The 13,563-nt window shown below is 64.9% G+C and carries 15 protein-coding genes and 1 pseudogene; 11 read left to right on the top strand and 5 right to left on the bottom strand.

Going from position 1 to position 13,563, the window contains the following annotated elements:
• Positions 1-324 (bottom strand): annotated as a pseudogene (locus PGX04_RS03320) (hypothetical protein); the annotation flags it as partial.
• Positions 325-457: 133 nt separating this feature from the next.
• On the opposite strand from PGX04_RS03320, the gene PGX04_RS03315 reads away from it, so the two are divergent.
• Positions 458-589, top strand: a complete 132-nt coding sequence (locus PGX04_RS03315; protein ID WP_273737210.1) for a hypothetical protein — start codon at positions 458-460, stop codon at positions 587-589.
• Positions 590-717: 128 nt separating this feature from the next.
• On the opposite strand, the gene glyA is transcribed toward PGX04_RS03315, so the two are convergent.
• Positions 718-1,965: a serine hydroxymethyltransferase gene (gene glyA / locus PGX04_RS03310; RefSeq protein ID WP_273737209.1), complete on the bottom strand. Its 1,248-nt coding sequence runs from the start codon at positions 1,963-1,965 to the stop codon at positions 718-720.
• 165 nt (positions 1,966-2,130) lie between these two features.
• Here glyA and PGX04_RS03305 point away from each other — a divergent pair, with 165 nt between their 5' ends.
• A complete protein-coding gene (locus tag PGX04_RS03305; protein ID WP_273737208.1) occupies positions 2,131-4,278 on the top strand; it encodes a hypothetical protein in 2,148 nt (715 codons plus the stop codon).
• A 6-nt stretch (positions 4,279-4,284) separates the two neighbouring features.
• On the opposite strand, the gene PGX04_RS03300 is transcribed toward PGX04_RS03305, so the two are convergent.
• Entirely contained in the window at positions 4,285-4,422 is a 138-nt protein-coding gene (locus PGX04_RS03300; protein WP_273737207.1) for a hypothetical protein, read from the bottom strand.
• A gap of 256 nt (positions 4,423-4,678) precedes the next feature.
• On the opposite strand from PGX04_RS03300, the gene tbsP reads away from it, so the two are divergent.
• From tbsP to PGX04_RS03270, 6 genes are all read left to right on the top strand, one after another.
• Complete coding sequence (gene tbsP, locus PGX04_RS03295) at positions 4,679-5,497, top strand: transcriptional regulator TbsP (RefSeq protein WP_273737206.1); 819 nt, start codon at positions 4,679-4,681, stop codon at positions 5,495-5,497.
• Positions 5,498-5,807: 310 nt separating this feature from the next.
• Positions 5,808-6,512: an RNase P subunit p30 family protein gene (locus tag PGX04_RS03290; RefSeq protein ID WP_273737205.1), complete on the top strand. Its 705-nt coding sequence runs from the start codon at positions 5,808-5,810 to the stop codon at positions 6,510-6,512.
• A complete protein-coding gene (locus tag PGX04_RS03285; RefSeq protein WP_273737204.1) occupies positions 6,496-7,128 on the top strand; it encodes a class I SAM-dependent methyltransferase in 633 nt (210 codons plus the stop codon). Before PGX04_RS03290 ends, PGX04_RS03285 begins: the two co-directional genes overlap by 17 nt.
• Before the next feature lies 1 nt (position 7,129).
• Positions 7,130-7,615 carry an Rpp14/Pop5 family protein gene (locus PGX04_RS03280; RefSeq protein WP_273737203.1) on the top strand — a complete coding sequence of 162 codons (486 nt, stop codon included), beginning with the start codon at positions 7,130-7,132 and terminating at the stop codon, positions 7,613-7,615.
• A gap of 4 nt (positions 7,616-7,619) precedes the next feature.
• A complete protein-coding gene (gene psmA / locus PGX04_RS03275) occupies positions 7,620-8,396 on the top strand; it encodes an archaeal proteasome endopeptidase complex subunit alpha (protein ID WP_273737202.1) in 777 nt (258 codons plus the stop codon).
• 199 nt (positions 8,397-8,595) lie between these two features.
• The gene (locus PGX04_RS03270) at positions 8,596-9,321 is read left to right on the top strand and encodes a ribosome assembly factor SBDS (protein WP_273737201.1); all 726 of its coding nucleotides are present in this window, start codon (positions 8,596-8,598) and stop codon (positions 9,319-9,321) included.
• Between the two features lie 51 nt (positions 9,322-9,372).
• On the opposite strand, the gene PGX04_RS03265 is transcribed toward PGX04_RS03270, so the two are convergent.
• The gene (locus PGX04_RS03265) at positions 9,373-9,687 is read right to left on the bottom strand and encodes an FUN14 domain-containing protein (protein WP_273737200.1); all 315 of its coding nucleotides are present in this window, start codon (positions 9,685-9,687) and stop codon (positions 9,373-9,375) included.
• 347 nt (positions 9,688-10,034) lie between these two features.
• On the opposite strand from PGX04_RS03265, the gene hflX reads away from it, so the two are divergent.
• From hflX to PGX04_RS03250, 3 genes are all read left to right on the top strand, one after another.
• On the top strand, positions 10,035-11,339 hold the full coding sequence (gene hflX / locus PGX04_RS03260) for a GTPase HflX (RefSeq protein WP_273737199.1): 1,305 nt from the start codon (positions 10,035-10,037) through the stop codon (positions 11,337-11,339).
• A gap of 144 nt (positions 11,340-11,483) precedes the next feature.
• The gene (locus tag PGX04_RS03255; RefSeq protein ID WP_273737198.1) at positions 11,484-12,644 is read left to right on the top strand and encodes a thiolase family protein; all 1,161 of its coding nucleotides are present in this window, start codon (positions 11,484-11,486) and stop codon (positions 12,642-12,644) included.
• On the top strand, positions 12,641-13,048 hold the full coding sequence (locus tag PGX04_RS03250) for a nucleic acid-binding protein (protein WP_273737197.1): 408 nt from the start codon (positions 12,641-12,643) through the stop codon (positions 13,046-13,048). Before PGX04_RS03255 ends, PGX04_RS03250 begins: the two co-directional genes overlap by 4 nt.
• A gap of 37 nt (positions 13,049-13,085) precedes the next feature.
• Here PGX04_RS03250 and PGX04_RS03245 read toward each other — a convergent pair.
• A partial coding sequence (locus tag PGX04_RS03245) for a DUF7547 family protein (protein WP_425498427.1) occupies positions 13,086-13,563 on the bottom strand: 478 nt, incomplete at its 5' end.

Here is a 13,563-nt window from a genome sequence, read left to right as displayed (position 1 = left end):
GAGGTCCAGCCCCAGCCCTGCGGGCGGCTCGGCGCGCACCAGCGGGTCGGGGACGGGCGCGACGAGATCGCCGACCTCCTCGCGGAGTTGTCGCGGATACGGCGTGTCGGCGGTAGCCTCGTCGACGATTCCGCTGAAGACGAGCATCGGCTGGTCCGCTCGCCGGTCGACATCCCAGTCAATGTGGTCGCCGCTCGAGGCTCCCATGAACTCGGCAACCGGCGTCACCTCGACCGCCAGCTCCGAGGCCGCCGTCTCGTCGGTTTCCCGGAGTTCGAGCAACCGGTCGTCGTCCAGGATGGTCCCGGTCGGACGCGTGGACATTGGCGGCGGTACGGCGAGCCGGCGGAAAAGACGAGTGCCGGCGAATGACAGGCGACGGTGCAAGCACTCGGAGAGCGAATCGAACACTGAGTTGAAGCGTACGTTCTTCCCGTCCGCGCTCTACGAAACGACCATGGCTTCGAGATCGACGACACGCGATTCGGTGTCCTCCCTCTCGCCGCTCGTCGGTTTCGGTCTCGCCGTGGCGATTACGCTGGCTGCGGTGATCGGTGTCGGCTTACTTGCGGTCGTATTAGTCGGCTAGGAACCACCCCGTGATACTCGCGGTCTGACGCGACCGACCGTTCCGAACTGCCGCCGACCGCGAGGCAGAAAGACGAACGAGTCGGTGATCGGATCCGCCGGAACGCCTCGAGCCGACCGCCTGCCCTCTTACTCGTACAGCGGGTTCTCGTCGCACAGCGTCGCGACGTCCGCGCGAACGTCCTCGATACCGGCCTCGTCCTCGGGGGCGTCGACGACGCGGGCGATCAGGTCGCCCACTTTGCGGCAGTCGTCCTCGTCGAAGCCGCGCGTGGTCAGCGCCGGGGTGCCGGCGCGGATCCCGCTCGGGTTGAACGGTGAGCGCGTCTCGCCGGGTACCGTGTTCCCGTTGAGGACGATACCGGCCTTCTCGAGCGCTTCTTCGGCGTCGCCGCCGGTCGTCTCGGGGTGGCTGTCGCGCAGGTCGACGAGCACGAGGTGGTTGTCGGTGCCCTCCGAGACCAGCGAGAGGCCGTTCTCGGAGAGACTCTCGCCGAGCGCTTTCGCGTTCGCGACCGTCTGTTCGGCGTAGTCCTCGAACTCGGGTTGGAGAGCTTCCTTGAAGCCGACGGCCTTGCCGGCGACGTTGTGCATGAGGGGACCGCCCTGCCCGCCGGGGAAGACGGCGGCGTCGATATCGTCGGCGTACTTCTCGTCGCACATGACGATGCCGCCGCGACCCGAGCGGATGGTCTTGTGGGTCGAGCCGGTGACGAAGTCGGCGATGCCGACCGGCGAGGGGTGAACGCCGGCGGCGACGAGGCCCGTGATGTGCGCGATGTCCGCGAGGTGGAGCGCGTCGACGTCGTCGGCGGCGTCCTGAATGCGCTCCCACTCGATCTCGCGGGGGTACGCGGAGTAGCCCGAGACGATGATGTCGGGATCGAACTCGGCGGCGTGGTCGGCGAGGTCGTCGTAGTCGATGTAGCCCGTTTCGGGGTCGACCTCGTACTGCTCGACCTCGTAGAGCTGGCCCGTGAAGTTCGCCGGATGGCCGTGGCTGAGGTGGCCGCCGTGGTTGAGATCCAGCGAGAGGATTTTGTCGCCGGGCTCGCACATTGCGAAGTAGACGGCCTGGTTGGCCTGAGTGCCCGAGTGGGGCTGAACGTTGACGTGTTCCGCACCGAACAGCTCCGTCGCGCGGTCGATGGCCAGCTCCTCGACCTCGTCGGCGAACTCGCAGCCGCCGTAGTAGCGCTCGCCGGGATAGCCCTCGGCGTACTTGTTCGTCAGGGCGCTTCCCTGGGCGTCGATGACCGCCTCGCTGGCGTGGTTCTCGCTGGCGATCATCTGTAACGTCTCTCGCTGACGGTCTACCTCGCCCTCGAGCGCGTCGGCGACGGCGGGATCGACGTCCCGAACCTGGTCGTGGTCCATGTTCGATGTGCGGTCTGGCGGCTGTATAAGTGTACCCTTCCCCGGCAAATCGAGCCACTACCGGCGGTCCGCGACACGACGGATCCGAACGGATAGTGGCGGTAGTTTGGTATTCGACCGCACCCCGATACAACTAACTTGCCGGAGTGACATTCAGCCAACCGAATGATCGAGTGGGCGGTAAACGGCGACACCCTCCACGCCACCGACGCCGACAACGCGGAACTGACGGTCGACGGATCCGACCTCACCGTCGATACCTCCGATGTCGATATCCCGCGCCCGGTCGACGAGACGGTCGTCGTGACGACTGACGAACTCCGGTTTCCGCACGCGGTGGTGTACGCGTTCTCGCTCGGTCTCGACGAACAGTACGAGCTGGATCCGGCCGGCGAGCCGCTCGCGTTGTCGCCCGCCGAATACGTCGTCGACATCGATACGGAGATCAAAGCGTACCTGCGCTTTTCCGGCGCGGTGCGGATCGAGAAGACCGACGACTACGAGGAGATCGTCGTCTCCTTTCCGAGCCGAACCCGCGTCATTCTCGGCCTCCGCTGTCGGCACGAGTTCCCCGCGGGAACGATCACCGTCCCCGACTCCCCGTCGGCCGTCGCCGACGCGATTACGCACATGGCCGCCTCACAGAAGACGGACAATCCAGACCGTTCGTACCCGACGCTTCGGGGCCACCCGTCCCTGATCGAACGCGGCGACACCCTCGAGATTTCCGACTGCATCCGATCTGACACGCCCGATCACGGCATCGAACTGGTCGTCCCGCCCGACTACGAGTCGCTGTTCGTCACCGCACCGCTGGCGTACTACCTGCAGGCGACGGTCCGCACGACCGACGACGCGCTCAGCGGTCGAACCGGTCGGGGCTCCGACCGGCCGCGCCTCCGACTCGTCGATCACGCAATCGAGGCGGAGCTCTCGTCGATGCCCGGCCTCGAGCGCGACGTCGAGCGGCTGCTCCGGAAGACGTTCTTTCTCGACTGTCTCGTCCGCAACGCCGGCCCCTACGCGACGACCCTCTCGGAGCTCAGCCTGCTCGAGGCCCTCGAGATCGACGCCGAGGCGCTGTACGAGGCGTCGCCACAAGATCGGCTGGCGACCTACCTCGACGTGCCGTACGCGGCGATCAAGCATCGGCTCCCGGAGTGGCACCTCTCGACGTACGTCGCGCCCGAGTACCAGAGCGTCGAAACGATCCCGTTCCTGCTCGATCGACTGAGCATGATCTACACCCCTCGGACCTCCGAACTCGAGGGGCGAGAGTTGGTCGAACGCTCGCTCGAGGATTTCTATCGGGGCGACGATCCGGACCGCAAGTGGACGAATCGCCGCTACGGATCCGATGCGACCAGAGCCAGCACTGGGCGGGTCGCGTCGGTGGACATCGTCAAACCCGACCTCCGGAGCGGTCGAACCCACGGCTGGCTCGCCGACGGCGTTCCGATCGACGTCTTCAAATCCGCGCCAGAGGCCTACCACAACCGCTTCGAGTTCCTCGAGCGGGAGAGCGATTCCACCTCGATCTGCGTCGTCCTCAACGATCCGGAGATGGCCGGCGAGCACGACCACGTCGCCGAGATCTATCGACAGCGCTCCGAGGAGCTGACGATGGACATCGCCGTCGAGGAATCCCTCGAGACGGCCGCGCTCGCCCGCCTCCTCGAGGACGACCACGACTTCGTCCACTACATCGGCCACTGCGAAACCGGCGGGCTGTGCTGTCCGGACGGGACGCTCGCGGCCTCGAGCCTCGATCGCTGTCGCGCGCAGACATTTTTCCTCAACGCCTGTGGCTCCTTCTACGAGGGGCGGGCGCTAATCGAGAAGGGCAGCGTCGCCGGCGCGGTCACGGTCACCAAGGTCCTGAACGACCACGCCGTCAAGGTCGGCTCGACGTTCGCCAAGCTGCTGGTCCACGGCTTCAGCATCGAACGGGCGATGGGCCTCGCACGCCGGCGCATCATGATGGGCAAGGACTACGCCGTCGTCGGCGACGGCACGCACTCGCTCACGCAGGGCGAACACGAGCCACCGACGACCGTGACGCTCGAGGAACTCGCGGACGAGGGCGACGCGGAGTATCTGCTGGGCGTCGACTGTTACTCGACGCGAGCGACGGGGTCGTACTACTACCCGCACACCGAGACCAACGAGTACGCCTATCTCTGCGGGAACGAATCGACGTTCAGGCTGACCGCATCGGAGCTCGTAACGATGCTCAAAGAGACCGAAGCGTCCGTGATATACGACGGGGACATCTACTGGTCGAAAGAGCTGTGGCCCCGATTCGATCAGTGAGCGATCCTACGGCCCGCCGTACGTACTGACGCGTTTCGCCCGCATCGTGACGTTCTGCGACGATCCGTCGGTTTGCAGTCCGGTTCGTACCCAGTCGGCTACCTCGCGTGCGATCGACCGCGGTCGGCTGTCTCGAACACCCATACGATATCGTAATAACACGTCCTCGGTATATAATTATTGTTAATACACGAATGCGTTCGTCCCCGCCCGTCATATCATCTCGCCGTCCCGTCAACCGCTGACCGAGCCTTCCTTCCCGTAAGTGTCACAGGTATCCCATCGGCGAACTAACGGGTTATGGGACAAAAATTACCGGTTCATGGGGGAGACGAGAAGTTCTGCTGTGCGAACGGCCAACAAAATTAAGTGCTATGGTCTCTATTACTTCTGTATAGGCATGACCTCGAATTTACTCAACCACCAGATTGACGATATCCTCGAGTCAGTTCTCGAGGAGGCGACCGGCGACGTGTATATGGTCAACCCGTCGCGTGAAGCGATCGAAGAGTTCGTTTCCGTCGCGACGGCGTTCGACGACGACCTGCCGTCGGTACACATGCTCGCCGACGAACGAACGCTCAAAGAGATCATGGACGACTTCATCGTCGCCTCGAACGCGGCCGACCTCATCAGCGACGGCTCGCTCTCGCTGCGGACGCTCGAGCAGGCCCCCGAAAACTCGCTGCTGGTCACCGACGACCGCGTCGTCGCCGTCGTCCACGCCGGCGACCGCGTCGGCGGGCTCATCACCGACGACGAGAGCTTCGTCACCGAAACCTACGACACCTACGCGGCCCGCTGGGAGGACGCGTCCGCCTTCAACCTCCGGACGCCCCCGATCACGGACGTCCGCGAAACCCTCTCCGACGAGATCAGTCCGGAAGCCGAGGCAGACTTCGCGTCGATCCTCGACTCGCTCGAGACCGCTCGCGGCGACGGCGACGGCCTCGACGAGGTCACCATCTCGCTGCTCGTCGCGGCCAAGAACGAGGCGCTGCTCTACGACATCAGCAAGTGGGGCGAGGACGTCGGGATCGCCTCCAAGGCGACGTTCTCCCGGACGAAGACCAAGCTCGAGGATATGGGCCTGATCGACACCGAGAAGGTCCCGATCGACGTCGGCCGGCCGCGCCTTCGCCTCAAGATCGGCGACGAGCGACTCAGCGAGGCCGACAACGGCCAGTTGGCTACTGTGGCGCAGAGCATTCTCAACTAACAACCTTTTACTCTGCAGTCTGTTGCGCTGGCGGCTTCGCCGCACAGCGCAACGTCCCTCGGTAAAAGGTTGATCAAAAGCACTCCTCCTTCCGTTCACTCACTCCCGTCGGTCGTTCGTTCACATCAGTCGTCGGCCCGCTCGCTCGTTCCACTCGCTCGCGGTCGTAACGGGAAACGGCCTGCCCTCCCCCGGGTCACGCGATTCTCACTACCGTTCGAACCGCGTTCCCGGCCACCGCATTTCCTATTGATTCGATCGCGAGTTCCATGGCGCAAACCCCAAGTCACCGCCGCGAGAGGATTCGAGTATGTACGAAGCCGTCTACGCCCACCCTGACGGGAAGAGCACGGTCGCCAGGTTCGCGAAAACGGCGGCCGACTACGGCTTCGAGGGCGTTGTCGTGCGAAATCATTCGGACGCTCGAGCGGCGTACGACCCCGAGCGGATCCGCGAGGAGTACGGCATCGACGTGGTCGAGGGAGTCGAAATCCGCGCCGACGATCGACAACAGGCCAGCGGCGCGGTTGGGAATCATCGGACCACCGAAACCATCGTCGGGATCCACGGCGGCACGAACGCGCTGAACCGATTCGCCGTCGAACAGTCGAAGGTCGACGTGCTCGCGCATCCGATGGCCGGCAACGGGGACGTCAACCACGTGCTCGTGAAGGCCGCCGTCGAAAACGGCGTTCGCCTCGAGTTCGACCTCTCCGGCGTACTCCGGGAGAGCGGCGGCCGCCGGGTCCGGATCATTCAGTCCTTGCGGAAGCTCCGGGAGATCGTCGATCACTACGACGCGCCCTACGTCGTCAGCGCCGACCCGACCTCCCATCTCGAGATGCGGGCCCCCCGCGAACTGCACGCGCTCGGCGAGGAGATCGGGTTCGCGCGAGAATTCATCGAGGACGGGCTCGCGGAGTGGGGGCGGCTGGCCGAGCGGAATCGCCACATCGACTCCGAGTCGTTCATTGAGCCGGGGGTCGAACGGGGCAGGTATGAAGAGGAACCTTGAGGAACACGCCGCCCGGTTCGACGAGAAGGCCGGCGAGTACGACGAGTCGAAATCCGACGAGTACCACGCCTGCGCGAACCTCGTCGTCGAACACGCCGCCTCCGAGAGCGACGATATCGTCCTCGATCTCGGCACCGGAACGGGCGCGATCGCGCTCGCGCTCGCCCCCGACGCGAAGCGCGTCGTCGGCCGCGACATCAGCGAGGAGATGATGGCCGAAGCCGAGGAGAAGGCCGCCGAGGCGGACCTCACGAACCTCGAGTTCGATCGTGGAACCTTCCGGGAACCGAACTACGACGGGCCAGTCGATCTGGTCACCTCGAACTTCGCCCTGCACCACCTCTCGGACGACGAAAAGCGCGAGGCGGTCGCGGTCATCGCCGACCTCGAGCCCCGCAAATTCGTCCTCGGGGACGTGATGTTCTTCGGCGAGCCGGATCCGGACGACCCCTTCTACTCGCCCGAAGTCGACGATCCGGCGACCGTGGGACTGCTCGCGGACGCCTTCACGGACGCGGGCTTCTCGCTGACGGCGGTCGAGCGCGTCCACGAGCAGGTCGGCGTCCTGGTCGCCGAGCGGAGTCCGACCGCGGTCGATGCGACGGCCGAGGAGTAACATGAAACACCTTCCGAAACACCTTCGCCCGCGCTGGCGGTATCTCGCCGTCGAGCTCGAGACGTGGCCGGACGAGCGGATCGGCCGTCGACCGTTCCAGCGTGAACTGTGGTATGCGGGCCAGAACCTGCTGGGCGATCCGGGTAGCGCCGACGCCGATCTGACCGTCGTCAGGTTCGAATTCGCCGACGGAACGGGGGAAGCGATCGTCAAAGTCCGCCGCGGAGAGACCGAACCCGCCCGGGCGGCACTCGCCTGTATCGACGAGATCGACGGCGCTCCCGTCGGGATTCGAGTCAGCGGTATCAGTGGCACGATCCGAGCCGCTGAAGAAAACTATTTAGGACGCGACGGGCAAGAATTCGAAGAGAGAAACGTCGTGTTCGGGAACGAGGAGCGAGTCGCCGTCCTACGGGACGGCGTTGGGGACGTGCGACTCGATGAGGCGTTCGTGGGCGCGACAGACCTCGATTACGGTTTAGTGTGATACTATGCAGGGACAACAACAACAGCAGGCGTACGACCGCGGCATCACGATCTTCTCGCCCGACGGCCGACTCTACCAGGTCGAGTACGCTCGGGAGGCGGTCAAGCGAGGCACAGCCAGTATCGGCGTCCGGACGAACGACGGCGTCGTACTCGCCGTCGACAAACGAGTCCCCTCCCCGCTGCTCGAGGACTCGAGCGTCGAGAAGATCCACAAGGCCGACGATCACGTCGGCATCGCCAGCGCGGGCCACGTCGCCGACGCCCGCCAGCTGATCGACTTCGCCCGCCGCCAGACGCAGGTCAACCAGCTGCGCTACGGCGAGCCCATCGGCGTCGAGACGCTGACCAAGGAAGTCACCGACCACATCCAGCAGTACACGCAGGTCGGCGGTGCCCGGCCGTTCGGCGTCGCGCTGATCGTCGGCGGCATCCAGAACGGCGAACCGCGCTTGTTCGAGACTGATCCGTCGGGGACGCCCTACGAGTGGAAGGCCCTGGCCGTCGGCTCCGACCGCGGCGAACTTCAGACCTACCTCGAGGAGAACTACGACGACGAGGCCGACCTCGACGGCGGGATCCAGCTCGCCCTCGACGCGCTCGCGTCGGTCAACGACGGTTCCCTGCTCCCCAACGAAGTGGGACTGGCGACCATCGACGTCGAAACCGAGTCCTTCGAACAGTTCGACCGGGACCGGATCGCGGACCACCTAGAGGAGAACGACCTCCTCGATACAGGCGAGGACGACGAGGACGAGCCCGACGACGAACCTGCAGAGTAATCGAGACGCCGATTTCGGTTTTCGACTCCGTTTTTCCGACTCACTGCGCTGAGTACGAGTGTCTCGCTCCGAATCGACGATTACCGACGGGTCAGCCGCGCTGAAACGGATCGAACTCGAGACGTCACGGCGCGGTTCGATCGAGATCATCGGTACAGTTCGGGAAACACTCTTTTAATTGGCGGCGGAACCCTCACTCATGATTTCGCTTGACGAGGCCGTGACGGCGCGACTCGAGTCACACGGGGCGCGCTTCGAAGTGCTAGTCGATCCGGACGCAGCGCTGGAGATCAAACGCGACGAGTTCGACGGCGAACTCGAGGACGTGATCGCCGCCGAGGACGTCTTCGAGGACGCCTCCCGCGGCGATCGGCCCGCCGAAAACGATCTCGAGAAGGTTTTCGAGACGACCGAACCCCTCGAGATCATCCCCGAGGTGATCAAGCGGGGCGAGATCCAGATCACGGCCGATCAGCGCCGCGAGATGCAAGAACAAAAGCACAAGCAGCTGGTCGACACCATCACGCGCAACGCGGTCAACCCGCAGATGGACAACGCGCCCCATCCGCCCGAACGGATCGAGAACGCCCTCGAGGAGGCCGGCTTCACGGTCGATCCGATGGAGCCCGTCCAGGAGCAGGTCGACGACGCCCTGGACGCGCTCCGGCCGGTGATTCCGATCCGGTTCGAGGAGGTCACCGTCGCCGTGCAGGTACCGGCCGATCACGCCGGCAGCGCGCAGGCGAAGATCCGCCAGTTCGGCGACCTCGAGCGCGAGGAGTGGCAGAACGACGGCTCGTGGATCGGCGTGCTGACGTTCCCGGCGGGACTGCAAAACGAGTTCTACGACACCGTCAACGAACACACCAGCGGCAACGCGGAGACGGAGATCGTCAAGGACAAAGACGATCTGAAGACGCGATAATCGGAAGATTGGACAGGGATTCAAGCGGATTTACAGCGGTCGGAACACCGACTATCCGCGCTGAAAGCCGATCAGGAAGCCGCCGGTAAAGCCCGCACCGATCGACAGCGTCGAAAGGACCGACTGAAACCAGTGAATGTCCGCGCCCTGGGTGCGTTCTTGCGTCTTGAGGATGCCGGCCGAAAGCCGATTCCAATCCACGACGACGATTCCCTGCGACTCGAGGTAGCGAAAGGCCATCAGCTGGACGCCGACGATGACCGCGAACAGCTTCGCGATCTTTTTCGTGGCGAACCCGATGACGCCGCCGATAAGCGCGCCACCCCCGAACTCGAGGCCGAGTGTCGTTGGATCGAGATCGATCATTATCCGCTCCCATTCGAGTCGGTTCCTATGATTGTTGTGGTCGAGCGTATTTCGCCCGCATTCAGTCGGGTGGTTTTCACGGTGGGTTGCCCGCGCGGTGGCGACGATCGAATCGGGTGCCCGCGTCGGGCACTGGATTCAAGACGGTTCGCCGCGTACGATTCGCTATGAGCCGCGTCCGTCCAACAGAGGTGTTCGACCGGCATCGTTAGCGTTATCGAATCACCGCGACAGTGCCCGCCCCGTCGCCACGGCCGACACGTGCGAGCAGCGAGGCGTCGGATCGACGAGCGACGCGACTCGAGCGAGCACGACCGAACGCGCCCGGGGGAGACACACCTGTCCGCATGAATACGATCATCGTCAAACGCGTCGATTCAGGCACCGCCGACACGAGCGAGATCCGCGATCTGGCACGGGCGGCGGGCTATTCCGTCGTCGGCGAACTCACGCAGTCCCGACGGGCCGACGCGGCCCTCCAGATCGGCGAAGGGAAAGCGGAGGAACTGGCCGAACTGGTCGCGGAGACCGACGCCACGACCGTCATTTTCGACAACCGTCTCGGCCCCTACCAGATGTACAACCTCGGGCAACTCCTGCCCGACGGCGTCGAGGTCGTCGACCGGTTCACGCTGATCCTCGAGATCTTCGGCCAGCGCGCTCAGACCCGAAAGGCACAGCTCCAGGTCGAACTGGCGGAGCTTCGGTACGAACTGCCCCGGGCGGAGGCGAAGACGAGCCTCGCCAAGCGCGAAGAACACCCCGGATTCATGGGGCTGGGCGAGTACGACGAGAGCCGCGAACGGGACATCAAGGCCCAGATCAGCCGGATCAACGACGAACTCGAGCGGATCGAGCAGACCGAGCAACACCGCCGGGAGCGCCGTCGCGACTCCGGCTTCGATCTGGTCGCGCTCGCGGGCTACACCAACGCGGGCAAGTCGACCCTGCTGCGCCAGCTCGCGACCGATCTCGAGGTCGAGGAGAACGAGGAGCTCCACCCCGATCTTGACCCGACGGCCGAGTCCGAGGACAAACTGTTCACGACGCTGGGGACGACGACCCGGCGCGCGGCGATCGATCGCCGGGACGTGCTGGTGACCGACACCGTCGGCTTCATCAGCGATCTGCCCCACTGGCTGGTCGAGTCGTTCAAGTCGACGCTGGACTCGGTCTACCGGGCGGATCTGGTCTTGCTCGTCGTCGACGTCAGCGAACCCATCGACGAGATCCACGAGAAGCTCGTCACCTCCCACGACACCCTCTACGAGCGCAACGAGGCTCCGATCGTGACCGTGTTGAACAAGATCGATCAGGTGACCGACGAGGAACTCGCGGAGAAGCGCGAGGCGCTCTCGTCGCTCGCGCCGAACCCGGCGACCGTCAGCGCCAAGGAGGGGCTCAACGTCGAGAACCTGCTCGAGCGGATCGACCGCGAACTACCGGATTGGGTAGAAGAACGGCTCATGTTGCCGATGACCGAGGACACGATGAGCGTCGTCTCGTGGATCCACGACAACGCGAACGTCGACGACGTCACCTACGGCGACGAGGACGTCGTCGTCTCCTTCGAGGCCCGACCTGCGGTAATTTCACAGGCGCGCTCGCGCGCGAGCGAGCTGCGGACGGCCGCAGCGGAATCGGCGTCGTAGTGATCGCGATCGCAACCGCTCGAGTCAAATCGCGACGTCCGCTCCTCGAACGCACCGGTACAGTTCGATTCCATTTCCGTCACGGAGAGTTCGACCGCTGTCACGACCCTCACTTATAAATCGTTGACTCGAGTCCCGTAGGATATGGAACGTGTTGCAATCATCGGCGCCTCGATGACCCAGTTCGGGCAACGCGAGGGGGAATGGATCCAGGACCTCCTCGCGGAGGCCGGCATCGAGTGTCTCGAGGATGCGAACGTCGAGGCCGACGAAGTCGAACACCTGTACGTCTCGAACATGGCAAGCGGCGAGTTCGAGGGACAGACTGGCGTGCCGAACGCGCTGGCCCACGACCTCGACGCGATGCCGGCGTACACCCAGCGAGTCGACCAGACGAGTTCGAGCGGCGGCGCGGGAATCTTCGCCGCCTGGCAATCGGTCGCCAGCGGGGCCAGCGATATGACCCTGCTCGTCGGCGGCGAGAAGATGACGCACAAGACGACCGGGGAGGCCACCGACGTCATCGCGTCGCTGACCCACCCCGTCGAGTACAAGACCGGCGTCACCCTGCCGTCGTTCGCCGGGCTGACGGCGCGGCACTACCTCGAGCGATTCGACGCGCCCCGCGAGAGCCTCGGGAAGGTCGCCGTCAAGAATCACAGGAACGGCGTCGACAATCCCCACGCCCAGTTCCAGAAGGAGGTCGACCTTGAGACGATCCTCGAGTCGCCGATCGTGGCCGATCCGCTCCGGCTGTACGACTTCTGTCCGATCACGGACGGCTCGGCGGCGCTCATGCTCTGTCCGGAGTCCGTCGCCGAAGAGTACGCCGACGACTACGTCGTCATCTCGGGGATCGACGGGGCGACGGACACCCACGTCGTCCACGAGCGCGAGGATCCGACCGTGATGGGCGGCGTCGTCGAGAGCGGCAAGGGTGCCTACGAGATGAGCGGCCGCGGCCCCGACGACATCGACGTGGCCGAACTCCACGATATGTTCACCATCCTCGAGTTCCTCCAGATGGAGGGGCTGGGCTTCGCCGAGCAGGGCGAGGCCTGGAAACTCGTCGAGGAGGGCTACACCGAGCGAGACACCGGCGAGTTGCCGGTGAACACGTCGGGCGGACTCAAGTCGAAGGGGCATCCGCTGGGTGCCAGCGGCGTCGCACAGGGCGTCGAAATTTACGAACAACTCGTCGGCGAGGCCGGCCCGCGGCAGGTCGATGCGGACGTCGGGCTGTGCTGTAACGTCGGCGGCTTCGGCAACTGCGTGATCACGACTATCATGGAGGCAGCACAATGACGATGGACGCGACGCGATACGAGGACGGTTCGATCAGCTACCCCGGCCACCCGCGCGGCCCGGGCGGAACAGAGCCGGTCGAGACGATCGACCTCAGCGAGTACACAGCGGAAGTCGTGACGTGGACGACCAGCACCGCGACGCCGCCGGGCGTCCGCGAGCCAAACCATCTCGCGATCGTCGAGTTCGATGTGAGCGAGGCGTCAGATGACGCCTCGAGTAGCCGGACGCAGTCCGGCGACGACGGGGAGTCCGTCCGAGCGATCGGCCAACTCACCACCGGCGACGTCGAAACCGGCGACGAGGTCGAGCCGGTCTACGTCGACGAACTCCGCGAACCTGGTGCGGGCATCAGAGAGCCCGAGAGCCAAGAATGGGACGGGTACCGGTTCGAGCCGGTCTAAGCCGGTTCGAGAGCTCTCCGAGTCCAGTACAGCGAATTTAGTTTTCGTCGCTTCCGTCGCTTCCGTTTTCGGTGCCACCAGCTCCCGCATCGGAGCCATCCACGTCCGATCCGTCGTCATCGTTCTCGCTCGAGTCGTCGCCGTCCTCGCCGTACTGATCTCGCAGCGTCTCGAGTTCGGCGTCGACGTCGACGGCGGTATCGGGTTCGTCGTCGGATGCGATCGCATCGCCGTCGCCGAGGGGCCCGTCCTCGATGTCGATCGTAACCGCGCCGTCGGCAGGCGTTCGATCGGAACTCACCGGTTCCGCGTCCGATTCCCGTTCGGTGGCCTCTCGGAGGCGACTGTCCACGTCGTCGCGGAGTTCGCGGGCCTCCGTGAGGAGCTCGCGCGCCCGTTCGTCGGCGGGAAGCCCGCCCTCCGAAGCGGCTCGCTGGAGTTCAGTGAGGACGGTATCGAGCTGAGAGAGCGTCGTCCGCCGGAGTTCGCTCGCGCGCTCGGTCGCCGCGTCGGCC

The organism is Natrinema soli, from assembly GCF_028618695.1.
The sequence above is the reverse complement of the archived record's forward strand: the minus strand, read 5'-3'. Positions and strand labels throughout refer to the sequence as shown.